27 protein-coding genes are annotated in these 22,555 nt (G+C 61.5%); 23 read left to right on the top strand and 4 right to left on the bottom strand.

Annotated features, from left to right (window positions below):
- Nucleotides 1–103: 103 nt before the first annotated feature.
- A complete protein-coding gene (locus tag DOM27_RS03755) occupies nucleotides 104–580 on the top strand; it encodes a carboxymuconolactone decarboxylase family protein (protein WP_110654686.1) in 477 nt (158 codons plus the stop codon).
- Nucleotides 581–608: 28 nt separating this feature from the next.
- Here the strand turns inward: DOM27_RS03755 and DOM27_RS03750 are convergent, their stop codons facing one another.
- A complete protein-coding gene (locus DOM27_RS03750) occupies nucleotides 609–1,181 on the bottom strand; it encodes a helix-turn-helix domain-containing protein (protein WP_110654685.1) in 573 nt (190 codons plus the stop codon).
- Nucleotides 1,182–1,278: 97 nt separating this feature from the next.
- Here DOM27_RS03750 and rhtA point away from each other — a divergent pair, with 97 nt between their 5' ends.
- The 3 genes from rhtA (at nucleotide 1,279) to DOM27_RS03735 (ending at nucleotide 3,918) form a co-directional block, all read left to right on the top strand.
- Nucleotides 1,279–2,187, top strand: coding sequence for a threonine/homoserine exporter RhtA (rhtA, locus tag DOM27_RS03745; RefSeq protein WP_245392573.1), 909 nt, complete (start codon nucleotides 1,279–1,281; stop codon nucleotides 2,185–2,187).
- A 163-nt stretch (nucleotides 2,188–2,350) separates the two neighbouring features.
- Complete coding sequence (locus tag DOM27_RS03740) at nucleotides 2,351–3,184, top strand: AraC family transcriptional regulator (RefSeq protein ID WP_110654684.1); 834 nt, start codon at nucleotides 2,351–2,353, stop codon at nucleotides 3,182–3,184.
- Nucleotides 3,185–3,312: 128 nt separating this feature from the next.
- Nucleotides 3,313–3,918, top strand: coding sequence for a LysE family translocator (locus tag DOM27_RS03735; protein ID WP_110654683.1), 606 nt, complete (start codon nucleotides 3,313–3,315; stop codon nucleotides 3,916–3,918).
- Here the strand turns inward: DOM27_RS03735 and DOM27_RS03730 are convergent.
- Together DOM27_RS03730 and mntP are read right to left on the bottom strand one after the other, a co-directional pair.
- The gene (locus DOM27_RS03730; RefSeq protein ID WP_110654682.1) at nucleotides 3,913–4,524 is read right to left on the bottom strand and encodes a cyclodeaminase/cyclohydrolase family protein; all 612 of its coding nucleotides are present in this window, start codon (nucleotides 4,522–4,524) and stop codon (nucleotides 3,913–3,915) included. The two genes, DOM27_RS03735 and DOM27_RS03730, sit on opposite strands and share 6 nt — an antisense overlap.
- A 67-nt stretch (nucleotides 4,525–4,591) precedes the next feature.
- A complete protein-coding gene (gene mntP, locus DOM27_RS03725) occupies nucleotides 4,592–5,173 on the bottom strand; it encodes a manganese efflux pump MntP (RefSeq protein WP_110654681.1) in 582 nt (193 codons plus the stop codon).
- Between the two features lie 926 nt (nucleotides 5,174–6,099).
- Here mntP and DOM27_RS17960 point away from each other — a divergent pair.
- From DOM27_RS17960 to DOM27_RS03695, 7 genes are all read left to right on the top strand, one after another.
- Nucleotides 6,100–6,273, top strand: coding sequence for a hypothetical protein (locus DOM27_RS17960; RefSeq protein WP_188113672.1), 174 nt, complete (start codon nucleotides 6,100–6,102; stop codon nucleotides 6,271–6,273).
- 267 nt (nucleotides 6,274–6,540) lie between these two features.
- Nucleotides 6,541–7,494 carry a SctD/MshK family protein gene (locus tag DOM27_RS03720; RefSeq protein ID WP_110654680.1) on the top strand — a complete coding sequence of 318 codons (954 nt, stop codon included), beginning with the start codon at nucleotides 6,541–6,543 and terminating at the stop codon, nucleotides 7,492–7,494.
- Between the two features lie 79 nt (nucleotides 7,495–7,573).
- A complete protein-coding gene (locus DOM27_RS03715; protein ID WP_110654679.1) occupies nucleotides 7,574–8,002 on the top strand; it encodes a hypothetical protein in 429 nt (142 codons plus the stop codon).
- Between the two features lie 31 nt (nucleotides 8,003–8,033).
- Nucleotides 8,034–8,426 (top strand): type III secretion apparatus assembly chaperone SctY, encoded by a 393-nt coding sequence (sctY, locus tag DOM27_RS03710; RefSeq protein ID WP_110654678.1) that lies wholly within the window; start codon nucleotides 8,034–8,036, stop codon nucleotides 8,424–8,426.
- A complete protein-coding gene (gene sctV, locus DOM27_RS03705; protein ID WP_110654677.1) occupies nucleotides 8,423–10,609 on the top strand; it encodes a type III secretion system export apparatus subunit SctV in 2,187 nt (728 codons plus the stop codon). The genes sctY and sctV overlap by 4 nt, the downstream gene beginning before the upstream one ends.
- A gap of 209 nt (nucleotides 10,610–10,818) precedes the next feature.
- Nucleotides 10,819–12,162: a type II and III secretion system protein family protein gene (locus tag DOM27_RS03700; protein ID WP_110654676.1), complete on the top strand. Its 1,344-nt coding sequence runs from the start codon at nucleotides 10,819–10,821 to the stop codon at nucleotides 12,160–12,162.
- 63 nt (nucleotides 12,163–12,225) lie between these two features.
- A complete protein-coding gene (locus DOM27_RS03695) occupies nucleotides 12,226–12,711 on the top strand; it encodes a hypothetical protein (RefSeq protein ID WP_157956708.1) in 486 nt (161 codons plus the stop codon).
- A 13-nt stretch (nucleotides 12,712–12,724) separates the two neighbouring features.
- Here the strand turns inward: DOM27_RS03695 and DOM27_RS03690 are convergent, their stop codons facing one another.
- Nucleotides 12,725–13,519 carry a tetratricopeptide repeat protein gene (locus DOM27_RS03690; RefSeq protein ID WP_157956707.1) on the bottom strand — a complete coding sequence of 265 codons (795 nt, stop codon included), beginning with the start codon at nucleotides 13,517–13,519 and terminating at the stop codon, nucleotides 12,725–12,727.
- Nucleotides 13,520–13,977: 458 nt separating this feature from the next.
- On the opposite strand from DOM27_RS03690, the gene DOM27_RS03685 reads away from it, so the two are divergent.
- The 12 genes from DOM27_RS03685 (at nucleotide 13,978) to sctT (ending at nucleotide 22,392) form a co-directional block, all read left to right on the top strand.
- Nucleotides 13,978–14,442, top strand: a complete 465-nt coding sequence (locus DOM27_RS03685) for a type III secretion protein (RefSeq protein ID WP_110654673.1) — start codon at nucleotides 13,978–13,980, stop codon at nucleotides 14,440–14,442.
- Nucleotides 14,443–14,530: 88 nt separating this feature from the next.
- Complete coding sequence (locus DOM27_RS03680; protein ID WP_075560545.1) at nucleotides 14,531–14,728, top strand: hypothetical protein; 198 nt, start codon at nucleotides 14,531–14,533, stop codon at nucleotides 14,726–14,728.
- A 278-nt stretch (nucleotides 14,729–15,006) separates the two neighbouring features.
- Nucleotides 15,007–15,456 carry a hypothetical protein gene (locus DOM27_RS03675; RefSeq protein WP_223162265.1) on the top strand — a complete coding sequence of 150 codons (450 nt, stop codon included), beginning with the start codon at nucleotides 15,007–15,009 and terminating at the stop codon, nucleotides 15,454–15,456.
- A gap of 36 nt (nucleotides 15,457–15,492) precedes the next feature.
- On the top strand, nucleotides 15,493–16,281 hold the full coding sequence (gene sctJ, locus DOM27_RS03670) for a type III secretion system inner membrane ring lipoprotein SctJ (RefSeq protein WP_245392572.1): 789 nt from the start codon (nucleotides 15,493–15,495) through the stop codon (nucleotides 16,279–16,281).
- Nucleotides 16,278–16,964 (top strand): hypothetical protein, encoded by a 687-nt coding sequence (locus DOM27_RS03665; RefSeq protein ID WP_110654671.1) that lies wholly within the window; start codon nucleotides 16,278–16,280, stop codon nucleotides 16,962–16,964. Before sctJ ends, DOM27_RS03665 begins: the two co-directional genes overlap by 4 nt.
- A complete protein-coding gene (sctL, locus tag DOM27_RS03660; protein ID WP_110654670.1) occupies nucleotides 16,961–17,548 on the top strand; it encodes a type III secretion system stator protein SctL in 588 nt (195 codons plus the stop codon). The genes DOM27_RS03665 and sctL overlap by 4 nt, the downstream gene beginning before the upstream one ends.
- Nucleotides 17,545–18,945 carry a FliI/YscN family ATPase gene (locus DOM27_RS03655; protein ID WP_110654669.1) on the top strand — a complete coding sequence of 467 codons (1,401 nt, stop codon included), beginning with the start codon at nucleotides 17,545–17,547 and terminating at the stop codon, nucleotides 18,943–18,945. Before sctL ends, DOM27_RS03655 begins: the two co-directional genes overlap by 4 nt.
- Nucleotides 18,942–19,424 (top strand): hypothetical protein, encoded by a 483-nt coding sequence (locus tag DOM27_RS17870; RefSeq protein WP_157956706.1) that lies wholly within the window; start codon nucleotides 18,942–18,944, stop codon nucleotides 19,422–19,424. The genes DOM27_RS03655 and DOM27_RS17870 overlap by 4 nt, the downstream gene beginning before the upstream one ends.
- A complete protein-coding gene (gene sctQ / locus DOM27_RS03650) occupies nucleotides 19,421–20,620 on the top strand; it encodes a type III secretion system cytoplasmic ring protein SctQ (RefSeq protein WP_157956705.1) in 1,200 nt (399 codons plus the stop codon). Before DOM27_RS17870 ends, sctQ begins: the two co-directional genes overlap by 4 nt.
- A complete protein-coding gene (gene sctR / locus DOM27_RS03645; protein WP_110654667.1) occupies nucleotides 20,613–21,272 on the top strand; it encodes a type III secretion system export apparatus subunit SctR in 660 nt (219 codons plus the stop codon). The genes sctQ and sctR overlap by 8 nt, the downstream gene beginning before the upstream one ends.
- Before the next feature lies 1 nt (nucleotide 21,273).
- Nucleotides 21,274–21,543 (top strand): type III secretion system export apparatus subunit SctS, encoded by a 270-nt coding sequence (gene sctS, locus DOM27_RS03640; RefSeq protein ID WP_110654666.1) that lies wholly within the window; start codon nucleotides 21,274–21,276, stop codon nucleotides 21,541–21,543.
- A 30-nt stretch (nucleotides 21,544–21,573) separates the two neighbouring features.
- Nucleotides 21,574–22,392, top strand: a complete 819-nt coding sequence (sctT, locus tag DOM27_RS03635; RefSeq protein ID WP_110654665.1) for a type III secretion system export apparatus subunit SctT — start codon at nucleotides 21,574–21,576, stop codon at nucleotides 22,390–22,392.
- Nucleotides 22,393–22,555: the final 163 nt, after the last annotated feature.

The raw sequence follows: 22,555 nt of genomic DNA, 5'->3' as shown, positions 1-22,555 counted from the left end.
CTAGAAATCACCACGGTTTTTGGCTCTGTGTGAATACCTCCCCGCGTTTCATCCTGTCTCGGCACCCCATTCGCAACTCCCATAACCCAGACAGGTAAGCGACATGAAAGCTCGAGTGAATTACTACCAGACCTCTCCCCAAGCCGCGCAGAAGTACATCGATTTCAATATGGCGCTGTCGCAGAGCGACGTCATCAAGGAGGTCAAGCATCTGGTAACGCTGCGAGCTTCCCAGCTCAATGGCTGTGCCTTCTGCGTCGACATGCACGTCAAAGAGGCGAAAATCGACGGCGAACGCGAGCTGCGGCTTCACCACGTCGCTGTCTGGCGGGAATCGGCGCTATTCACCCCGCGCGAACGTGCCGCCCTTGCCTGGACGGAAACGTTGACTCGGTTGCCCGAGCACGGCGTCGATGATGGCCTCTACGACCACGCCCGCAGCCACTTCTCGGAAGCGGAACTCTCGGACTTGACCTTTCTGATCGTCGCCATCAACGGCTGGAATCGCCTCAGCATCGCCTTCCAGGCGATCCCGGGTTCTGCCGACAAGGCATTCGGTCTGGACAAGGCGGGCCTGTAGGTAGGTCATAAATAGAGTCAGGTCATGACTAGTGCACCACGTTGCGAATGAAGCGCAGCCGGCCCGGCCCATCGTTGCGATAACGGTAGGGCTGGTCGCTGGGATAGACATGGAAGTCGCCGGCGTCGATCGCCACGTCATGTTCGCCGAGGGCCAGTGTCAGCGTGCCCTCGATCACCACCAGCATCTCGTGCCAGCCGTTGTCGTCGGCGGCCGACTCGTAGATCTCCCCCGGCTCGAGCGACCACGACCACAGCTCGACCTCCTGCCGCGCCGGCTTGCTCGCCAGCAGCCGGGCGTGGCTCTCGGGTGATCGCCCCACCCAGGCCACCTCGTCGATACGCGCCGAATCCTCGCTGTCGGGAGGCTGGACGAGCGCGTAGAACAGGACTCCCAACGCTTCGGCCAGTCGATCCAGCGTGCTCAGACTGACGTTGACGTCACCCTTCTCGATATTGACCAGCATGCGTCGACTCACGCCGGCCTGATCGGCCAGTGCCTGCTGGCTCAGCGCCGCGGCCAGTCGCAGCCGTTTGACGTTGGCAGCCACGTGGACCAGCACGTCGGGACGCTCGTTAGACTTGTGCAATATATTGCCCATCCGTACAATCGCGGCTCTCGTCGAATGCCATCGGCTGCCAGCATGTCACCGTGGCAATGTCTGGCGAACCATCATGCCGCACACATCAGGAGGTGTCATGTCAGGGCGTGCCATGTCAGTCGCCATGCGCGAATTGCTTGCCAGGACCTGGCCGGTGGCCATGCTGGTCGTGGCGATGTGTTCGATCCAGAGCGGCGCCTCCATCGCCAAGTCGCTGTTTCCGGTCATCGGTGCCACCGGCACGACCTCGATCCGCCTTATCCTGGCCGCCCTGCTGCTGCTGATCGTCATGCGCCCTTGGCGCCAGCCGCTGAGCCGGCGCGCGTGGAAATCGACGCTCATCTACGGCGTCGCCCTCGGGATCATGAACCTGCTGTTCTACCAGGCCCTGCAGACCGTGCCGCTGGGTATCGCGGTGGCACTCGAGTTCACCGGGCCGCTTGCCGTGGCAATGCTGTCGTCACGGCGCTGGCTGGATCTGGTCTGGGTAGCGCTCGCCATGCTCGGCCTGAGCTGTCTGCTGCTGCTGGGCGATGACCGCAGCGGTCCGGTCGATCCCTACGGCGCAGCCTGCGCCCTGGGCGCCGGCGTCTGCTGGGCGCTTTACATCCTGTTCGGACAGAAAGCCGGCGCGATCAACGGCGCGCAGAGTGCCACGCTCGGCGTCACCATCGCCGCCGTCGTCATCGCCCCGGTGGGGCTGCTCGATGTGGGCACGGCCATGTTTGCGCCAGAGGTGCTGCCGTACGCACTGGCGGTGGCGGTGCTCTCCACCGCGCTGCCCTACACGCTGGAAATGATCGCCATGCCGCGCCTGCCGACGCAGACCTTCGGCACACTGATGAGTCTGGAACCAGCAGTCGGTGCGCTCTCGGGGCTGCTGTTTCTGGGCCAGCTATTGAGTACGCTGCAATGGTTGGCCATCGGGCTGGTAATTACCGCCTCGATCGGCACGACGCTGACGATCCGGCGCCGCGACACTTTCGAGACGCCGGTGCCGGACTGAACGTGCCGCTATTCTGTTGAGATGTTTTAGACCGCACGAACGCTCCAGACCGCACGAACGTTTCAGACTGCACGAACGTTCCAGACACGAACCTCGCGCTCTGGCATGCTGAAAGGATCGAGCGCTGGCCGGCATCGGCCCTCGGCGCCGGTCGGGAGGTAGCATGACAGCGACGAACTGGATCGATCTGCAGCAGGATGCTGATACGGGCATCGAGACGATCCGCGCCCACTTCGAAGGCCACGCCTACGATCCTCATTGGCACGACAGCTACCTGGTCGGTTTCACCGAACAAGGCGTCCAGCAATTCCATTGTCGTCGCACCCGCCACGACAGCACGCCGGGGCGACTGTTTTTCGTCGAGCCCGGCGAGATTCACGACGGCCATGCCCCGACCCAGGGCGGCTTTACCTACGCCATGCTCTATCTCGATCCCGCCTGGCTTCAGCGCGAGCTGCGCCAGTTCGCGATCATCGGCACGCCTTCCGGCGAGCCGGGCTTCGCGTCGACGCTGGTCGATGATCCCCAGTTGATCACCCATGTGGCCCGCGCATTCACCACGCTACGCCTGCCAACCTCGCGCCTCGCACGCGATGACGCCCTCGATGCCTTGTTGCAGGGACTGGTCCCGCATCTTGGCTGGCGAGAACGACAGCGGGAAGATCCGCGACTACCCGGCGTTGCTCGACGAGCCCGGGAGGTTTTGCACGCGCATTGCGAACAGGACATTGGCTTGCAGACACTGGCCGAGCAGTGCGGCGTCGACCGATTCCGGCTGACACGCGCCTTCAAGTCGGCCTTCGGGTTGGCACCTCATGCCTATCTGGTGCAGTTGCGCCTGAGTCTCGCCCGCCAACGGCTCGCGGCCGGCGACACACCCGCGGCGGTTGCCACCCAACTCGGTTTCGCCGACCAGAGCCATCTGGGCCGCTGGTTCCGACGCGCCTATGGCCTGACCCCGGCTGACTATCGCCAGCGCTGCTCCCAGACTGCCTGAATCGAATCCGAGACTGAGTCGAACCCACGCTTCGTGGCGAGCTTGAAGTGGGCGACTGCTCAAACCTTCCAGACGTGCGGCAGTCACGGCGCGATAGTCCCGACTTCACACCATTTCTGGAGTCGATCATGTCTGCCTGGCTACCGTTTGCCCTTTTCGCCTTTGTCGCTTCGATCACGCCGGGGCCGACCAACCTACTGATACTCACTCAGGGCGCACGCCACGGCTGGAAAAGCACATTACCGGCGGCCTGCGGGGCGAGTCTGGCAGCGGCCGCGATCGTGCTGACGGTGGGCCTGGGGTTGTCGCATACGCTGTTGGCCTATCCCATCATTCGACAACTGATGGCCGCCATCGGCGTCGGCTGGCTGAGCTGGCTGGCCTGGCGGCTCTATCGAAGCCCGCCGCCGAACCTCGAGGCCGACGCCGAGAGATCTGACGCGCCGGTTTTTGGACCCCGCCAGGCTGCCGGCTTGCAACTGGTCAACCCCAAGACCTGGATGATGGCGCTGTCGGTCGTCGGCGTGTTCACCGACTCGGCGTCGAGCGCGACGCAGATCGGCCTATTGGCACTGACGTTCGGGGTCGTGGCACTCCCCTGCCTGGCCCTCTGGGGGATGATCGGCAGCGGCGTCGCCCGCCTGTTTCACACCACGCGACAGTGGCAGTGGTTCAATCGCGCGCTGGCATTAATGCTGCTGGCGGTGGCGTGGTGGAGCGTGCTGGCGTCATGAGCCGCCGATGCCAAGTCGGTCACAGTTGGCTCGTGCACTCTCACGGAGGTAGCCAAAATTCATCTTCAGCTTCCGGCGATCGGAGGGATCGGGCAGGCCCTCGAGATTGGCCTCGACGCCGATCAATAGCGCCTCCATCGCGGCGCGGAGCATCGTCGCGCCGGCCAGCGTGTCGCTACGCATCGCCGGAGAGGTTAGCGACAGTGCTTCGACCGCCAGCACCAGCCCGTTCTGGCATCGCTCGGCGGCCGCCAGCGGAATCTGAATCGATGCATCGCGGGCTTCGCGCAGAGCCGAATCTTGCTGTTCCGATTCGGCGTCGGTATCACTCGGTAGACGCTGCGCTTCGAGATAGTCGGCAAACGCCGCGGCATCGTCATCGACGGCCTCGGCGAGCGCTTTCTGCAGCCCATCGCCCTCTTCTATCAGCCGGCGGCGATGACGATCGAGGTCGGATTCGCCTCGATGCAACCGCACACCCTTGAGAATCAGCGAAAGGCCCAGGCAGCCACTCAATGCCGCGGCCGCGCCACATCCCGGTGTGGAACGGGTTTCAACGGCGTGCTGGAAATCGGCAAGCGAACGTTGCCAGAGAGAAGATGACATGCAGGCACTCCGTGACGGGATCACGGTTCAGCATAGACAGCGAGCGGCGCCAGCGCGCGGAAAGGCTTCAACCCATGTGGGCGAATAGATGCTCATAGAGGACCGTGATACCGATCGCGATCAACACGATCCCGCCGGCGATCTCGGCGCGCTTGCCGATCAGCGAGCCGATCGCACGCCCCAGCATGATGCCGATGGTCACCATGAAGGTCGTCGCCAGACCGATCGCCAGCGCGGCTACCAGGATATTGACGTCGGCAAAAGCCAGGGTCACGCCGACTGCCATGGCATCGATGCTGGTCGCCAGCGCCGTGACGGCCAGCAGCCAGACCGATTTACGCTCCGGCGTCTTCTGGTTGTCCGCTTCGCTTTCGACAGGTTTGAAGCCTTCCCAGATCATGTGGGAGCCGAGCGCGCCCAACAGCACGAAGGCGATCCAGTGATCCCACTCGGAGACGAAGCGGGTGGCCGCCAGGCCGATGGCCCAGCCGATGACCGGCGTGATCGCTTCGACCGTGCCGAAGATGACGCCGATTCGCAGCGCTTCGGGAAAGCGTGTGCGTGTGAGGGCCGCGCCCTTGCCGATCGATGCAGCAAAAGCATCTGTCGACATGGCAAAGGCAAGCAGTACGAGAGAAGCAGGGTTCATGATCTTATCCAGCCGGTGATATCGCCACGACACCCGCAACTCCCGACGTTGCACTACGGATATCCATGGTCTCGCCAACCGGACCCGGCGTTCATGTCACGGCGTTGCCGAGTATGTTGACACGAACATCACTGCCGGTAGTCGGCGCAGCGGTGATCGGCTACTCCCTCAAGGAGGAGTTCAACTATAGACAGATCGCAGAAAAACATCAATAAATGACTGAATTTAAAGACAAAATTCACCACGGTTAATTCGTGTCGTTGACGTTAATCAAGTTAACGTCGGTTGGATTTTGATGGCAGGGTTGCAGATACGAGCCAGGCGCTCCTCTCAACCGCATTGTCACGACGCCAAGCCCGGCCCACATCCGCAGCGCCCATCCATGTCAATGCAGGAATCTAACGTCCAGAGATGACGCCATCGAAAGACAACCACCACCAACACCGTCTCCCGATAGCGACATTCCTTACATTTACTTCAATCAACTTTAATTAAGGCAATCCTGATATTTTAGAATCGAAAACTGTCTCCCAAAACAAACGCGCAATTTATTGCACAATTTCTCACCCAATATCGGAAATAACAAACAAGAAGGCACCAAAAGCAGATTTTAAACGCTCGATTTAATGTAAAATAAAGTAATAAACGCATCCCTGCAGGTATTTGAATGAACGTTCAATATAATAATTTATCTATTAAAATCAAAATCTTGACAAAATATAGCAGGCTTTCTCTTGCTTACCAAAACGATACGCAACGCATCAAATATTTACTTCAAAGCAGCCCTCTTGTCACGCAAACCCAGTAACCTGAATTACGTTAGATCGCGTTCTTCGCGACTCGCTAATATCGCGAACTCGATCTAGCACCTTTTCTAAACCGCTGGAATTGCGGACTCTGAAACTCACGCTATTAGGAGAAATACCATGGCTGATACTCCTGCAATCGATCCGTCGACTTCGAACGACAGCGCTGATTCTTCCATTGATCAGTTGAAAGCGGTTTTTGATCAGGCGATCGAGAAATCCGCGGAAATCACCAAGGTCACGACCGAGAAGAAGACTATGCTCGACGCGACCAAGCAGCGCCCGCAGAACTAATGCGGCCAGTCGCGGGCGGCGCCATGCTGCTCGCGGCGTTTTCCCTCCACTTCCGGCACAGGGCCACAGCACACTACGTGACGATCCTGATCGGAGCAGGAACCAAAGAGCCAGATATAATGGATCGAGGCGACACATCCGTAAAGTCGCTAAAACACGGAAACGAAACCGATTTCTGGAGTTTCTTTGGCTCTCCGACCTGATCGATTCGGCACGGATAGCCAAGGGATCTCTCAATGCTTCGTACGACACTAGCGAGTTAACCGCATGGATACCGTCACCTCCCCTTCGGCGTCGGCAAGCGAAGTCGTAACGACGCTCATGGTAACCGCCGGCTTGCACAGCGGCGCAACGATCGAATTGACCGATCCGGTTTGCCGAATTGGAAGCGATGACGCTGCTGATGTCGTGCTGAGCGATTCGGGCACGGCAACCGAGCATCTGGTGCTGCGTTTTCACGGGCGCCAGATGGCTGTCGAAGCCATTGGCAGCGACGTCATCGTCAACGGGCGAGTCGTCACCCGGGGGACTGGCCTACGTAGCGAGTTGCCAGCCGAGCTGCATTTCCATGACGTCGCTCTGACGCTTACGCGTCCCCCGGTGCCATCCATGCTTCCCGCTTTGCCCAAGCTGCCGACTCTGCCACCACGCTGGCGCAGCTCCCTCAATCGCGCCTTCACACTGCTAGCCCTGGTGGCAACACTTGGGGTACTGGCGCTCTATGAGTTCATCGACGTCAACCAGGCCGATGCCAACATCGGTAACTACTCGACATCTGCCACACTCGATACGCAAGCCGTGGAAGGCGCCCGTCAACTGGTAAACGACGCACGCCTCGGCCCTGCCGCCTCTATGCGCCAAAAGCTGACAAGCACCGGGCTCGACTCGCTGAAGGTCGCTGATCATGGCGGCTACCTAAGCGTCTCTGGTCAATACAAGGCAGATCAGGCCGAAACGTGGAACCAGACGCAGCGCTGGTTCGATCAACATTATGGGAGCCGCACTGTTTTGCTCAATGATGCCAAACCGCAACAGGCGCCTGTACAGCCCGATCTACGCCTGCAGGCCGTGTGGCTCGGTGAAAACCCTTATGTCATCGATAGTCAGGGAAAGCGGCTCTACCCAGGGGCGGCACTCGAGTCCGGCTGGGTAATCTCGACGATTCAATCGGACCAGATCATGCTCCGCCGAGGTGATGATCAATTTGCGCTGACGCTTTGAGCAATCGATTTCTAAACGGTTCGTGTCTCGACGACTCATCTTTCAACTATGCCATGCGCGCTGACGGGGCTGTCGTTCCATGAAGATCCCTGATCGACTGATTCCGGGAGATCGCTATCGTGCGTCTCGTGTCGAAACCAGCCCGACCGGACGCATCGATGCCAAATCCTACGGTCAGACGCTACCCAATGATGCAGCGTTCACGCGTGCGGTCAGCGAAGCGCGTAGCCGACAGCCCGATCAATCAGCCTTGGCCGATCGACTGGATGCATTGGGGCAACCCGAGGCAAGCGATTCCCGGAGCTATGAGAACGCGCGCAGCATAGAGTTGCTCCAGCACGTGGTCGATAGCATCTTGCCCAAGCTGGAAGCGGACGACGACATCGTCGCCATGGCGCGGGATATCATCGGCGAAGAACTCGACTGGCGTCAGGCGTGGGAAGGTCGGATGAATGAAACCATCGCCCCCTCGCTAGGCGACGATCTCGACGAGGAGAGTCTTTCATGAACCCTCTTCGACCCATGAAGCAGACAATCGCATGAACGAAAACGACGATCGCGATGCCGCCGACCTGCTCCATCTGATGGGGCATCTGTATTTGAAGAGTGGCCAGACTCAGAGAGGACTGGCGCTGCTGTTGATCGCCAATCGCATGGCGCCGGATCACCTCGGCGTGCTTCACGGACTGTGTCGAGGCTTTCTGACCAGCGGTAATGGACAGCGTGCGCTCAACGTCATCGCTCGTCTCGAGGCGCAAGGAAAACACGAAAACACACTGCTGCTATTACGCAGCCGGGCCGAATGGCTGAACGGTGAACACACATCCGCTCGGCAACATTTTCAGACGTATCTCGAACGAAGAAAGCGGGAAGAGTGCCGGCTCGGGCCACCACCGACCGAGGTCAATCAACGGGGAGAGCCTGTGGCATGAACGAGATTCTCGGTCGTCTCAATACGGTGGCTCGCCGTGCCTCTCAGCGCAGCGATGTGATCATCGCCGCCTTCATGGTGCTGGCGGTGGTGATGATGATCATTCCGTTACCGACCGCGCTGGTCGATGCGCTGATCGGTATCAATATCGCCTTCAGCCTATTGATTCTGGTGGTGGCGTTCTATATTTCGCATCCGGTCGAGTTCTCGTCGCTACCGCCGATCATCTTGCTGGCGACACTGTTCCGCCTGTCGCTATCGATTACCACCACTCGGTTGATCCTGCTGGATGCCGATGCCGGCCAGATCGTCGACGCCTTCGGAAACTTCGTGATCGCCGGCGAAGTCGTCATCGGCATGGTGGTGTTTCTGATCATCACCGTGGCCCAGTTCCTGGTCATTACCAAGGGTTCGGAGCGCGTCGCCGAAGTCGCGGCCCGCTTCACTCTCGATGCCATGCCCGGCAAGCAAATGAGTATCGACAATGAGGCTCGCAACGGCGATATCGATAACGCCGAAGCTCGTCGTCGACGTTCGTTGCTGGAGAGCGAAAGTCAGCTTTACGGGGCAATGGATGGGGCGATGAAGTTCGTCAAGGGCGATGCCATTGCCGGATTGGTGATTCTCTTCGTCAATTTGATCGGCGGCCTGCTGATCGGAATGCTGGAACACGACATGCCATTCGGTGAGGCCGTGGAAACCTATTCACTGCTGACCGTCGGCGATGGCCTGATCGCCCAGATTCCCGCGCTGCTGATCTCGATCGGCGCCGGCACCGTCGTAACCCGCGTTAGCTCCGACAACGCCAGCGACTTGGGTAGCGAGATCGTAGGTCAATTGGGTAGCAACTCCAAGGCGCTGGGGCTGACGGCGTCGGTGCTGTTCTGCGCTGCCTTCATCCCGGGCTTTGCCACCGGCGTCTTCCTGGCCATCTCGGCGCTGCTGGGAAGCGCGGCCTTCATTTTACGCCGACGCCATCTTCGCGAGCAGATTGACGAAGCACCCGAGACAGCAACAGGAGGGGAAGGCACAGCGGCCCTGACATCCAATGATACCGCCCAGGACGCCTCGCCTTCCCACTCAGATCTCGCCAACTCAGGCCTTTCTCGCGCGGCCGACGATGACCCTCAGCAGCATCGTGTCATGCTGTGCCTGGGCGCCGGCCTTGCCGATGCGCTGCCGCTGGATGTGCTGCGTGAGGGAATGCAGGCCGTTCGTGAGCGGGTCGAGCGCGATCTCGGCATTGCCATTCCCACCGTCGGACTGCGGCTGGAGCCGGCACTGGCTGCACACCGCTTCGCAGTCGAGCTGGATGAAGTCCCGGTGCTCAACGGCGAACTGCCGGAATCTCAGGTGCTGCTGGATGACGATCCCAGCACTTTGGAACTGCTCGAACTGACGCCGGAGACGCATGCAGCGCTGGCCGGACGCGGCAACTGGCAGTGGCTGCCGGAATCCGCGAGTTCCGTACTGACCGATGCCGGCGTGCGATATCGCACGCCTGATCAGGTGCTGGAACGCTGCCTGGAGCGTACGTTGATGCGTTACGCAGGCGACTTCGTCGGCATTCAGGAAGCCCGTACGCTACTGTCCCGCATGGAATCGGATTACGCCGAACTGGTCACCGAAGCCGTGCGTGTGGTGTCGCTGCAGAAGATGGCGGAAATCCTGCGCCGGCTGGTCAACGAAGGCGTGCCGGTTCGCGCCATGCGCATCATTCTCGAGGCGATGGTGACCTGGGGGCCGCAGGAATCCAGCAGCGCTCGGTTGGCCGATCGCATCCGCACCGCCATGGCGCGCCAGATAAGCCACCGTCATGCCCGCAGCGACAGAGTGTTGCCGGCTTGGATCGCTACCCGCCCGATGGAAGAAGCGCTGCGCAGTGCCCAGCGCCATGCCGAGGATCACCCCCTGCGCAGCGGGCTGCCGGCACCGCTATCACGAGCGCTCAACGCCTGGTTCCAGCAACAGCTGGAAACACTCGATGCCGATCTGCATCCCGTAGTCGTCGTTGCCAGCGATGTGCGCGCCACGCTACAGCAATGGCTCAAGCAACACGACATAGATCTCGCGGTGATGGCCTGGCCGGAAATTGCGCCGGAGTTCAGTCTGCAGGCAATCGCCCAGGTACGTTTACCGAAACCTGCCTCTCGACGGGAGAGCGAGACGCAAGCCAGATCCTGATTCGACCGAGAAACAGTCGACGACACGCCAAAGCGTCCATTCCGGCCAAAATGGAAAAGCGTTAGAGAGCCTAAAAAGATATAAAGTCATCAAAATCAACCATGATAGCCAAGCGTGGCGACCCGGCATGACGATTAACCGGAACGGGATCAACAAAAATGGGATCAGCTGGGATGGAGAATACCCGTGACACAGTGGCAGCAACATTCATGAAGGCAAACGCAATCTCCATCGACGTGAATCCGTTTCAGACAGCCCTTCGCCTGATATTGCAGGTAGCGATACTGTTACTGGCCGCCATCACCTCACTGGTCGTCACCTCAATGTCGGCCAGCGCCGATGTCGCCGTCGACGATGCCAGCGGCGCCATGGCGCTCGAAACCGGCCAGGGACGCATTCTGCGCTTCGATCAACAGGTGGCTTCGGTGTTCGTCGCCAACCCCGCAATCGCCGACGTGCAGGTCGTATCTCCCGGCGTGATCTATCTGTTCGGCAAGCAGACCGGCGACACCAATCTGATTGCGCTCGGCGCCGACGACGAAAGCCAGGCCTCGCTGCGGTTGCAGGTGCGCGATGGCGATGCCCAGGCAAGTCAGGCGTTACGCGGGATCGACGGTGACACTCAGGTGCGGCTTCACATGGCCGGCAATCAGCTGGTCGCCGAGGGCAGCAGCACGTCGGTGAGCGGGGCCATGGCTACACAGTCGACGCTCGATGCACAGACCCCAGCTGGCGGCAGCCTCAACCGCTCTACCTACGGTGGCGCCAATCAGATCAACATCCGGGTACGTTTCGCCGAAGTCGCCCGCGACGAGCTGCTCAGCTACGGCGTCAGCTGGAACGCGCTGATCAACAATGGCTCGTTTTCGTTCGGCGTGCTGACCAGCAATATCGCCAGCTCACCGGGTAGCGAAGGCGTCGATGGCCTGCTTCAGGCGTTACAGCAGAACAACCTGCTGCAGATTCTGGCCGAGCCCAATATCACCACCGTTTCCGGCCAAACGGCGAGCTTTCTGGCGGGAGGCGAGATTCCGATTCCCGTACCGGTGAACAGCGACCTGGTGGGTATTCAGTACAAGCAATTCGGTGTGTCGCTGTTGAGCACGCCAACGCTGTTGCCCAACGGGCGAATCTCGATGGAGGTGAGACCCGAGGTAAGCAGTCTGACCAGCGACAACGTACAGATTGCCGGTTATGACGTGCCATCGTTGCAGGTGCGCCGAGCCGATACCGTGGTCGAGGTCGGCAGTGGCCAGACATTCGCCATCGCCGGGCTGTTTCAGCGCCAGATATCCAATGAGCTGGAGCGTATTCCGGTGCTGGGTGATATTCCGATTCTGGGCCAGCTGTTTCGCTCGCGCCGTTTCCAGCGCAATGAGACGGAACTGGTGATTCTGATCACGCCTTATCTGGTTCGTCCCTCCTCATCGCCGACGCCGAGAACGCCGCTGGATCAGGCTCAGGTCAGCGCTAACCCGCGACTGGGTGACGACCCCGCGCAGCATGCTCGATCGGCAGGCGTCGATGATCCTTTCGGCTTCTATTTGCAATGACGGAGGCTGCCATGAGCGAGGCTGCACTTAACGCGACGAACACCTAACGGGAAGAACAGCGCCATGTCATCAAGCCCGACCATATCGACACGCAAGTCACGGTGTTTCGCACCACTACTGACGCTGGCTTTCTTGGGCCCTACGCTACTGGCCGGCTGCCAATCGTCGATGGGGCCGATGAACTGGACCAGCGGCTATCGACAAGTCGCCGTCGCCAATCCCCAGCCCGTGGTGGCGAGCGCTGGCGCGGGTGAATCGCCGCGCAGCCAATCGGTGACGATTCCCAATCTGTGCCAGACACAGCCCGACGAGACCGGTCTGGTGTCATTACCGCCAGGCTGTGCCAATGACCTCAATCTTCAGCTGATGGTGGCGAATCCGCAGGATTTGACTCGTGGGCAAGAGATGGGCCCAGCGCAGGCGGCACCGGTGGCCAACGCCGCCCGCGAACGTCTCGATGACCGCGGACGCGCCAACGAGAGACGCGCGATGCTCGAGAACGAAGCGCGCAGCGCGATGGGCAACACTGCGACCACCAATGGCCTGTAACCTCGAAACGCCGTCAGTCGCGGGGCGAGGCCATGGCCATTCGCAGTGCTTGGGCACGCTCAGCGGCACTAGGGATGGCAGCCAGACGTTCGGCGCTGGCGATCAGCGACTCGCGCTTCGCGGTCGGCAGGTCGGGAATCTCGATGCGACGCGCTTCATCGGTCTGCCCGGCGAGCACCAGCACCAGAATTTGGTTGCGGTAATGGCGGGCCTCGGCCAGCGGGGAAGCCGTGATCTGACGCATGGCAGCCATCGCCTTGGCATTATCGCCGGCCAGCGACTCGGCCAGCGCCAGATTGGCCTGGAGGTCCAGATTCCGAGGTTCGAGCGCAACAGCCTTGTCGAACGCGCCCACCGCCTGTCCGGGTCGACCTGTCAGCGCCTGAGCCGCACCGAGCCGGCTCCAACCTGCGACGCTATTGACCGCTGGCGCGGCGCGGGAGAGGCTTCGCAACGCGCTCTCCGGCTCACCCAGGCGCAACTGCGCCGTTCCCAGACCCAGCAATGCCGGAGCCAGATTGATGTCTTCGTCCAGTGCCGCGCGAAACGCTTCGGCTGCCGCGGCAGCGTCACCGGCAGCCAGACGTGCGTTGCCCAGACGAATCTGGATATCCGCGGAGGCATCATCCTGCTCCAGAGCGCGTTCGTACATGGCGGCAGCCGTCGCATGGTCGCCGCGCTGATCGACATCGTCGGCCAGCTTGAGCAGCCGGCCTTCCGTACTCTCGGTGGGCGTTGCGGCACAGGCCGAGAGCAAACAGCCGATCCCGATGGCCGCCAATGCGCATTTGAACCAACAATGCGACATTTGAGTGTGTGCGCACCCCGCGTGCGCAAATCGAGAATGCTTAAAAGGTGCCTTCATCCGTGAATCAGTCCAGGAGCTCGTGGAGTGGAGTGACAGCCTACCGGAGAGCCGGCGGTTGGGGGCAGCGTCAAATCCCAGCGCTTGGTGACAATTGCTTACATAGAACAAGCAAAAGACACAAAAAGACATACAACAGGCTACTAAACCGTCATCGTGATCTTGCTAGGGTTGATAACCATAGCCCGTTGCATGGAAAGGATGCATCACATTGGCTGAGCGTTCCACGACAACGTGGATGCTTCCAACCTGCCGCCGCGTTGGCACTCCTTATCATGCTCGCCACACCCTGGAACACGGCATTCGCGGCACCTGCATCTTCCACGGAACAGACGTCTGCCGCAGCATCCGCGTCGTTCTCTGGCCGTCCACCGTGGGGAAAGCGAAGTTATCGATATGTAGTGATCGACCAGAAGGTACGTGACGTGCTGCAGGAATTCGGCCGCAACCTGTCGCTGCCGGTTGAAGTCAGCAACGCCGTCGATGGCGAGGTTCGTGGCGATATCCATGCCACCACCGCCGCCGATTTTCTCGAGCAGGTGTGCCAGACAAACGGTCTGGCGTGGTTCTTCGACGGATACGTATTACACGTCGCAGCTCGGGAAGAGCTGGGTCGGCAAAGCTTCGATCTCAATGGCGTGAACGTGCCGAGCCTGCGCGCCGATATCGAAGCCGCCAGGATCGGCGCCCCGCTAAGCGCGGAGATCCGTGACGGCAGCCATCGCCTGGAGGCGATGGGACCACCTTCATGGCTCGCGGAAGTGGCGCAGCGCGTGGAGGCGTTTCGCCGAACGCCGACGCTCACCAGGCCCGGCGAAGTCAGAGTGTTCCGTGGCAGCGTGGCACAGCCAGCCACCAGCGAGTGATGCCTGGGACGAAAGGCAGCAACAGTGCGATGACTCACCGACGGCGCGTTTGCCGATCGGTCAATGCGAAAACCGAAGGAGACGATACATGGCTATCGATGCCGTAGGCAGCAGCAACGCAACCAGTGACTCGACCACCGATTCCCAGGCTTTCGACGACGCGCTCGACAACGCCAAATTTCAGGAAACCATGAACGAGGGCATGGTCCAGGTCGGCGGACAGCTGATTCTGATGCCAATGATGAAAGACATGCTGAGCGAAGCCATGTCAGGTGGTGAAGACTAAGCCGGGTGGTGAAGACTAAGCCGGGTGGTGAAGACTAAGCCGGGTGGTGAAGACTAAGCCGGACGGTGAAGACTGAGCCCGATGGTAGAAAACGGATCGGGTGGTAATGATCCGGCCCAGAGGAAGCGACCGCCATTCGAGACAGTGACGATTGGCGGTTGCTCCCGTTCGAGGCAATTCTGGTCATGAAATGAGCCCAGCAACGATCCGGGCAAGACAACGCATGAGCCCGACAGCGATCGGGGCCCAGCAATGACATGAGCCTGACGACGAGGTGAATGATGAATCCCGTGACACCACCGAGTGCCGGGGCGTTGACACCGACGCCCGCTGCACCAGAGACGAGCGCCAAGACGCTAACCTCGCAGAATCTGTTCGAACATATGGCGAGCCAGGCGGGCACTTCTCCTGCCGGGGCCAGCCCCAGCGAGCTGGGTTCGAACCTGATCAACAATCTCGATGGCTTCGTCGACCGGGTCAACACGTTCGCACAGCAGGCCAAGGTTCCAGATGCACAGGCGCCCGACCGCTTCGCCAAGGTAACGACCCACGAGGCCTCTCCAGCGCCGGATGCCGGCGATACGCCGTCAGCGATCGGCGATGACAAGATGGCCAAGGTCGTCGACTCGCTGGGGCAGGTCTTCGATCACTCTATCGAAACCACCATGGTAGTACGTGGCGCCACTCAGGTTTCCGGCTCGGCCAATACTCTGCTGAAAGGTCAATGACACTTGCGCTTCGATCGACGCTCTAGCCGTTCACGTTTGCCCCGGTCTTCGTACCGATGCCCGCTGCAGGTCATCTCGCTGCTGCTAATGGCACTGCTGTTGCAGGCCTGCGATACCAATCTTTATACGCACCTCGACGAGCGCGAAGCGAACGTGATCGTGGCAACGCTGACACGCAACGGGATTCCGGCCAATCGACAGTCCGACGACGAAGGCCAGATGACGGTGACCGTCGACGAGGATCGTTTCGCTGAAGCGGTCGACGTGCTTGATCGCGCCGGCCTGCCGGAGCGCAAGTTCACCAACCTCGGCGAGGTCTTTCAGGGCAACGGTCTGGTATCGTCTCCCGTACAGGAGCGCGCCCAGATGATCTACGCATTGAGCCAGGAACTGTCTCACACCGTCTCCCAGATCGACGGCGTGCTGTCGGCGCGCGTTCACGTCGTGTTGCCGGACAACGATCTATTGCAGCAGAACAGCACGCCGTCGTCGGCATCGGTCTTCGTGCGCTATATCCCATCGCTGGATATCGATCCGCTGATTCCCCAGATCAAGACACTGGTCGCCAACGGCATCGCCGGCCTCTCCTACGACAAGGTCTCGGTGGTGCCGGTCGTCTCTCGCCTCCCGGAAGAGACACGCTCGACGCCGCAGCCGGTGATGAGTTCGTTTCTGGGCATCGCGATGCCGGCTACCAGCGTCGCCAGCGTCGGGTGGTTATTCGGCCTGATGATCGCGGCGATCCTGTTACTGAGCCTTGCGGTGGGCTGGCTGATCTGGCGGCAGCGCCGCCAACGCCCCTATGATTTGGCGACACCATCATGATGACAGCCGCCGACGCCGAACTGCCGGTGCGCATCGATCGGACACACTGGGTCGAATGTCTGGACGGCATCGCCCTGGATGCGACCCTGCAACGCTGGGTCGCGCAGCCGCGTTTTCGACAGCGCCTGACCGAGCGACTGCGGCGCCGCCACAACTTACCCGCGATTGATGCACTGCCCGAGGCAGACGCCGCCGATCACGCGTTGCGCCAGCTCGACGCCGCCGCACTAACGGACTGCGTTCGTGCAGCCGGCGTCATCGTCCATGCCAATGCCGTGGTTCGCGAAATCCAGGCGCCACGCGTCGCCGCGCTCAAGCAGCGTCTGGGCGCCGATCTCTATGCGCTGGCCTTGACCCATCGCAGCCATGGCAACGCCGACGAAGCCATCGGGGATGATCTCGACGTCTTCGAGGCCAGAATCGAACGAGCCGGCAGCCGCTGCCTGTTGGTGTGGGCGGAGACACGACCGACCTCGCTGCGAGCCTGGCTTCAATTGGGTTGGCTCGGTCAGCTAACCGCCAGCGATGCCTCTGAACAGCCTGCAGTCGACGACCACATCGACATCGGCAGCCATGAGGACACGGACAAGGCCAGCGAGATCGCCCGCCTGGCGGCAGCGCATCTACTCTCGCGTAACGCCACGCAGGGCCAGGCCACTCGACAAGGCGGTGATCCGGCATGAACTCACTCCCCCCACGCCCCGGCAAGGTGATCTTGCGCGCCGCGGAAGCCGAAGCCTGGGTCGACGGTTACGCCTTTCTCGATCAGGCACGCCAGCGGGCAGACGATCAGGCCGCCGAATCCCAGCAGGCGCGGAATACCGGTTACACCGAGGGTTTCGAAGCCGGCCGTCGTGATGGCGAAGCTCAGGCCGCGCAACTGCTGGCGACCACGCAGTCTGACGTCAAACGTTATCTGGAGGGTCTCGAGCCAGCGCTGGCCGAGCTTTCGCTGAACCTGGTCCGCAGGCTCCTCGGAGAATTCGATGACGCCGACCTGGTCGCCCGTTGCGTGCGTCAGGCCCTATCCGAATGGCGTCACGAACACCGCCTGCGCATTCGTGTGGCCCCGGCACTGGAGACCCGCGTGGCCACTCTGCTTGCCGAGCATCCGCCCGTGACGGTCGATTTTCAGGTCGAAGCCGACGCCCAACTGGGGCCAGGTCAGTGCCTGCTGGTCAGCCCGGTTGCGGTCATGGATATCGGCGTGGATTCGCAGCTCGACGTGCTGCGTCAGGCGTTGCTCGACGGCAAGGCATCGGCATGAGCACAGAGAGATCCGCGCCCGACAGCGACAACAACAATGGCAACGCCCTCACGGCGCTCGATGATCTGTTGCCGAGACTCGGCGAACGCCTCGCCAGGACCGAAACCCGCCAGATCAATGGCCGGGTGCGACGGATTCGCGGCCTGCTGATCCACGCCAGTATCGAAGGTGTCAGCATCGGCGAACTCTGCTACCTGCGTGATCCTGTCAGCGGTCGTCGTATCGCTGCCGAGGTGATCGGCTTCGAGGAAGAAGACGCCGTGCTCTCGCCGATCGGCGAACTGCAGGGTTTGTCGACCCGCAGCGAGGTGATCGCCACCGGGCGCGCTCAGGGCGTGGCCGTTGGCGATAGCTTGCTCGGCCGCGTGATCAGCCCACTCGGTGAGTGGCTGGATACCCCGCCGGCGCCGTCTTCCGGCTCTCCACAGACCGCCGCGACCCTGCGCGAAGTCCCCGTCCATGCCGAGCCTCCGCCGCCGCTGACCCGCCAGTTGATCGAGCATCCGCTGGCCCTTGGCGTACGCGCCATCGACGCGCTCAACACAGTCGCCCGAGGCCAGCGCGTTGGCCTGTTCGGTGAACCCGGTGTGGGTAAATCTTCGTTGCTCTCGGCCATCGTCAAGGGCAGCAGCGCGGAAGTCGTCGTCCTCGGGCTGGTCGGTGAGCGTGGGCGTGAAGTGCGTGAGCTGCTCGACGTGCAGCTCGATGCCGAGGCTCGACGCCGCACCGTTTGCGTCGTCTCCACATCGGATCGCCCGGCAATCGAGCGTGCCCGAGCGGCGCTGGTCGCGACCAGCGTGGCTGAGTACTTTCGCGACCAGGGGCGTGACGTGCTGTTGCTGGTCGACAGTCTTACCCGCTTTGCCCGCGCTCAGCGCGAGATCGGTCTCGCCGCCGGCGAGCCGCCAACCCGGCGCGGCTATCCGCCGTCGCTTTTCGCCGCTCTCCCCCGGCTGCTCGAACGTGCCGGCCCCGGCGGCGCCTCCGGAGGCACCATCACCGCGATCTATACGGTGCTGACCGAAGGTGATGGCACGCTGGACCCCGTCGCCGAGGAGACCCGCGCCATTCTCGACGGGCATATCGTGCTGAGTGCCGACCTCGCCCGCCGCGACCACTTCCCGGCGATCGACGTGCTGGCCAGCCGCAGTCGACTGATGGAGACCGTCGCCAGCGACGATCACCGTCGCGATGCCGGCAAGATTCGCGACCTGATGGCACGTTATCGCGATGTTGAGCTGCTGCTGCAGGTGGGCGAGTATCGTGAAGGCAGCGATGCCGCCACCGATGAAGCGATTCGCAAACATGCCGCGATCAATGACTTTTTGCGCCAGTCGCGGGATGACCACAGCGATTTCACAGAGACTCTGAAGCGGCTCAGGGAGATCGCCCAATGACCTCACCGCATCAGCTCGAGCGTCTGATGCAGCTGCGGCGTCAGCGCACGCGTCTGGCCGAGGAAGCCCTGGCGACAGGTCAGCGCCAGTGCAGAGACCTGACAGCACAGTACCAGGCGCTGGAGCAGTCGTTGGTGGAACACCAGCGCAGCGCCAATCAGCGGGAACAGGCACAATTCGACTCAAGCCAAAGTCGCCTGCTCAATGCCGAAGCGCTGGCCGACTGGCAACAAACGATGGCCGACGACGCCGCGCATCGAGAAACGCTGCTTCACGAACGCCGAGCGCAGATGCGTCATCTCAAGCTCGCCGAAGAAGAGCGCGATGCACAGGCCACCGAATGGGCTCGACGCCTGCGCGCCCAGCGTGCGCTGGAACGTCTGCAAACCGATCGACAACGCGCCATGGCGGTCAATGCCGAGCGACTGACGGAGCTGGAGATAGAAGAGGCACGCCAGGGGCGAGGAGATCTCACATGACGAATCTGTCATCGACCCCAGCCGCGGCTCGATCCCGGCCCTTGTTTGAAACAGCCGGCTCGCCGGACGATGCCACAGCGGCCCGAGTCATCCCGCTGTCGATATCGGCACTGCCACATGTCGAGGCTTCCCGATTCGCGCTGCATAACGCGCTGCACGTGGCTCGTCAGCCGCTCGAATTCGACTGGCACGGCCGTGCGGCCAGCCTGCGACTGCTCCCGGCGGGAGCGCGAGTCGAAGAGTCTCCAGCCCTCGAAGAACGCCTAGCCCTCGGAGAAGCACGAGCGATCACGCTCTGCCTTGGCGAGGAACGGTTGACACTGAGCGGCAATGCTCGAGCCTTCGATAGACTCGGTCAGCATCCCGACCGGCGTCGTGAATTGGATGACGTCGATGCCGAGCTGGCCGCCATGTGGCTGGAGGTCGTGTGGCTCGAGTGGCTGGAGCCGCTGGAAGCGGCATTGAACGCGGAGATACGCCTGTTGCCCGGCGAGCCGAAGCCGCCCGCTCACACCATGCGTCTATGCTTGACTCTCGAGCTCGACGGCGAATCCCACCCGTTGACCCTCGATCTTGCCGTTCCGGTTGCCGAACGGCTGTTGCCACAGTTCGACCATGCCTTTCCGGCACAGCGAGCGCCGGCCAATGGCGTCATTTCCACACTTCGGGTCGAGTGTGGCAAGCAAATGCTGACACTGGGTGAGTTTCGCAGCCTGCGCTCCGGCGACGTAGTCATCCTCGATACGGCAACAGTAGAGGAGGTCCAGCTGAATCTGGCCGGTCGCTTCAGTTGCCGCGCCCGTTTCAGCGAAGCCGGGCTGAAAGCCACCGGCCCGTTGATCGCGAATCATCCCGAGCCAAACTCGAATCCATCCCACGAAGAGAGCGTCATGAGCGAACCCCCTGTGGATCAATCCGAATCGCCAACCCAAGCGCCGTCGGAAACCGACGCGGCCATGGATAGCCTGCCGGTGCAGATGACCTGCGAGCTGGGCCGGCTGGACATGTCGCTCGGCGAGTTGCGCAAGCTCGGTGAAGGCAGCGTGCTACCCCTGGAGCGCCAGCCGGAACGGGCCGTCGATCTGGTCGTGAACGGCCAGCGCATGGGGCGTGGGCGGCTGATCGCCATCGGTGATGCCATCGGAGTACAGATCGAAAGGCTTTCGCTCGAGACGGGACCTGCCGGGGATGACTGAGTTTCAGCCCAACCTGATCGCCATCATCATCGTGGTTGCCACCATCGGCCTGGTGCCGTTGGCGGTGGTCACGATGACCGGCTTTCTCAAGATCTCGGTGGTGCTGTTCCTGATCCGCAATGCCCTCGGCGTGCAACAGACACCGCCCAACCTCGTGCTCTACGGCATCGCGCTGATCCTGACGGTCTACATCACCACGCCGTTGATCGGGGAGATGGCCCACCAGTTCGAACAGCGCTCGGCGGGATTGGCCAACGTCGAGGAGATCAAGCAGACCGGCGAGGCGCTTCGGGGGCCATTGCAGGAGTATCTGTCCCGCTACGCCAGCGAGCGCGAGCGAGCATTTTTCATCGATGCCACCCGCACGCTGTGGTCGGACGAGGCGCGCGAGGATCTGAAGAGTGATGACCTGATCGTGCTGATACCGGCTTTCGTCAGCTCCGAGTTGACCCGGGCCTTCGAGATCGGCTTCCTTCTCTACATACCGTTTCTGATCATCGACCTGATCGTCTCCAACGTACTGATGGCGATGGGCATGATGATGGTGTCGCCGACCCTGATCTCGATTCCGCTGAAGATCTTCCTGTTCGTGGCGGTGGATGGCTGGTCGCGACTGATGCACGGTCTGATTCTGAGTTACGGAGGCGGTTAGGATGACGGACGATATCTTCCTCTCGCTGATGAAGAACGCCCTGTGGACGGTGCTGCTGGTGTCTGCGCCTGCCCTGCTGGTGGCGATCGCGGTGGGTTTTGGGGTCGGTTTGCTGCAGGCGTTGACCCAGATTCAGGACCAGACGTTACCGCAGGCGGTCAAGCTGGTCGCGGTACTGCTGGTGCTGATTCTCTCGGGACCGCTGCTGGCCGGGCAGATCGTCAATATTGCCGATCAGGTGTTGGATAATTTTGCCGCCTGGTCGCGCTAGGCTCGGCGCCAGCGTCAACGAGCCGCGCACATGAACTACGAAGATTTTGCCCAGTTCCTGACCCAGTTCGCGTATCCGCTGATCGCCGCAGCGGCCGTCGGCGTGGCACGGGCGCTGGGCATGGTGCTGGTGACACCGGCGTTCAACCGCCTCGGCCTGACCGGCATGATCCGCTCCGCCGTGGCGGTGACGATCTCGATTCCGCTGATCGTGCCGCTATTCGATGCCATGTCCACTGCGGACGGGCTGTCCAGCTTCAGCGTCGCCGGCATGGTGATCAAGGAGCTGCTGATCGGCGTCGCCATTGGCCTGGTGTTCGGCGTGCCGTTCTGGGCCGCCGAGGTCGCCGGTGAGCTGATCGATCTGCAGCGCGGCTCGACGATGGCGCAGATCGTCGATCCGATGGGCGCCACGGAAACGGGCGTGACTTCCACGCTGTTGACGATCACGCTGTTGGCGCTGTTTTTCATCACCGGTGGTTTCATGCTGCTGCTCGATGGTTTCTATCGCAGCTACGCGCTGTGGCCGGCAGTGGACTTCGTGCCGCTGATGTCGGAAGCCTCGGCCATGGCTTTGCTGGGCCTGCTCGATCAGGTGATGCAGATTGGCGTATTGATGATCGCCCCGCTGGTAATCGCGCTGTTGATTGCCGATCTGATGCTGGCCTACGTCGCCAGAATGGCGCCCAATCTTCACGCCTTCGACCTGTCGCTGCCGATCAAGAACCTGCTGTTTGCCTTCCTGATGCTGATCTACGTGGTCTTCCTGATTCCCTTGATGGTCGATCAGCTCGATATCGTGGACCTCAACATGGGCCGCCTCGAAGCCATTCTCGGCGCGATGCGCTGATCGCCGCTTTTTACCCCACGCTCTACCACCAAAACCTTACGGTTCGTTACTCAGCGTTTCGCCATTGCCATCAGCTCGTCATCCTGTTTTTCGACACTGGGTCCACGTTACTCCGATGCTGCCTCGCTCCCCCATGGGCCTCGCTCTCCCCATGAGCCCCATG

It is taken from the genome of Salinicola halimionae (assembly GCF_003206065.1).
Taxonomy (GTDB): domain Bacteria; phylum Pseudomonadota; class Gammaproteobacteria; order Pseudomonadales; family Halomonadaceae; genus Salinicola; species Salinicola halimionae.
This window is presented reverse-complemented; position numbering and strand designations above follow the sequence as displayed.

What these genes read in the sequence shown, in the direction of transcription:
- rhtA (WP_245392573.1), top strand. Translation starts at nt 1,279, where the DNA reads ATGTCAGGGCGTGCCATGTCAGTCGCCATGCGCGAATTGCTTGCCAGG.
- DOM27_RS03740 (WP_110654684.1), top strand. Translation starts at nt 2,351, where the DNA reads ATGACAGCGACGAACTGGATCGATCTGCAGCAGGATGCTGATACGGGC.
- sctS (WP_110654666.1), top strand. Translation starts at nt 21,274, where the DNA reads ATGACGGACGATATCTTCCTCTCGCTGATGAAGAACGCCCTGTGGACG.
- DOM27_RS17870 (WP_157956706.1), top strand. Translation starts at nt 18,942, where the DNA reads ATGACCTCACCGCATCAGCTCGAGCGTCTGATGCAGCTGCGGCGTCAG.
- DOM27_RS03675 (WP_223162265.1), top strand. Translation starts at nt 15,007, where the DNA reads ATGATGAATCCCGTGACACCACCGAGTGCCGGGGCGTTGACACCGACG.
- DOM27_RS17960 (WP_188113672.1), top strand. Translation starts at nt 6,100, where the DNA reads ATGGCTGATACTCCTGCAATCGATCCGTCGACTTCGAACGACAGCGCT.
- DOM27_RS03735 (WP_110654683.1), top strand. Translation starts at nt 3,313, where the DNA reads ATGTCTGCCTGGCTACCGTTTGCCCTTTTCGCCTTTGTCGCTTCGATC.
- DOM27_RS03715 (WP_110654679.1), top strand. Translation starts at nt 7,574, where the DNA reads ATGAAGATCCCTGATCGACTGATTCCGGGAGATCGCTATCGTGCGTCT.
- DOM27_RS03730 (WP_110654682.1), bottom strand. Translation starts at nt 4,524, where the DNA reads ATGTCATCTTCTCTCTGGCAACGTTCGCTTGCCGATTTCCAGCACGCC.
- mntP (WP_110654681.1), bottom strand. Translation starts at nt 5,173, where the DNA reads ATGAACCCTGCTTCTCTCGTACTGCTTGCCTTTGCCATGTCGACAGAT.
- DOM27_RS03680 (WP_075560545.1), top strand. Translation starts at nt 14,531, where the DNA reads ATGGCTATCGATGCCGTAGGCAGCAGCAACGCAACCAGTGACTCGACC.
- sctQ (WP_157956705.1), top strand. Translation starts at nt 19,421, where the DNA reads ATGACGAATCTGTCATCGACCCCAGCCGCGGCTCGATCCCGGCCCTTG.
- DOM27_RS03690 (WP_157956707.1), bottom strand. Translation starts at nt 13,519, where the DNA reads ATGTCGCATTGTTGGTTCAAATGCGCATTGGCGGCCATCGGGATCGGC.
- DOM27_RS03755 (WP_110654686.1), top strand. Translation starts at nt 104, where the DNA reads ATGAAAGCTCGAGTGAATTACTACCAGACCTCTCCCCAAGCCGCGCAG.
- sctL (WP_110654670.1), top strand. Translation starts at nt 16,961, where the DNA reads ATGAACTCACTCCCCCCACGCCCCGGCAAGGTGATCTTGCGCGCCGCG.
- sctV (WP_110654677.1), top strand. Translation starts at nt 8,423, where the DNA reads ATGAACGAGATTCTCGGTCGTCTCAATACGGTGGCTCGCCGTGCCTCT.
- DOM27_RS03655 (WP_110654669.1), top strand. Translation starts at nt 17,545, where the DNA reads ATGAGCACAGAGAGATCCGCGCCCGACAGCGACAACAACAATGGCAAC.
- DOM27_RS03695 (WP_157956708.1), top strand. Translation starts at nt 12,226, where the DNA reads ATGTCATCAAGCCCGACCATATCGACACGCAAGTCACGGTGTTTCGCA.
- DOM27_RS03720 (WP_110654680.1), top strand. Translation starts at nt 6,541, where the DNA reads ATGGATACCGTCACCTCCCCTTCGGCGTCGGCAAGCGAAGTCGTAACG.
- DOM27_RS03750 (WP_110654685.1), bottom strand. Translation starts at nt 1,181, where the DNA reads ATGGGCAATATATTGCACAAGTCTAACGAGCGTCCCGACGTGCTGGTC.
- sctR (WP_110654667.1), top strand. Translation starts at nt 20,613, where the DNA reads ATGACTGAGTTTCAGCCCAACCTGATCGCCATCATCATCGTGGTTGCC.
- sctY (WP_110654678.1), top strand. Translation starts at nt 8,034, where the DNA reads ATGAACGAAAACGACGATCGCGATGCCGCCGACCTGCTCCATCTGATG.
- sctT (WP_110654665.1), top strand. Translation starts at nt 21,574, where the DNA reads ATGAACTACGAAGATTTTGCCCAGTTCCTGACCCAGTTCGCGTATCCG.
- DOM27_RS03665 (WP_110654671.1), top strand. Translation starts at nt 16,278, where the DNA reads ATGATGACAGCCGCCGACGCCGAACTGCCGGTGCGCATCGATCGGACA.
- DOM27_RS03700 (WP_110654676.1), top strand. Translation starts at nt 10,819, where the DNA reads ATGAAGGCAAACGCAATCTCCATCGACGTGAATCCGTTTCAGACAGCC.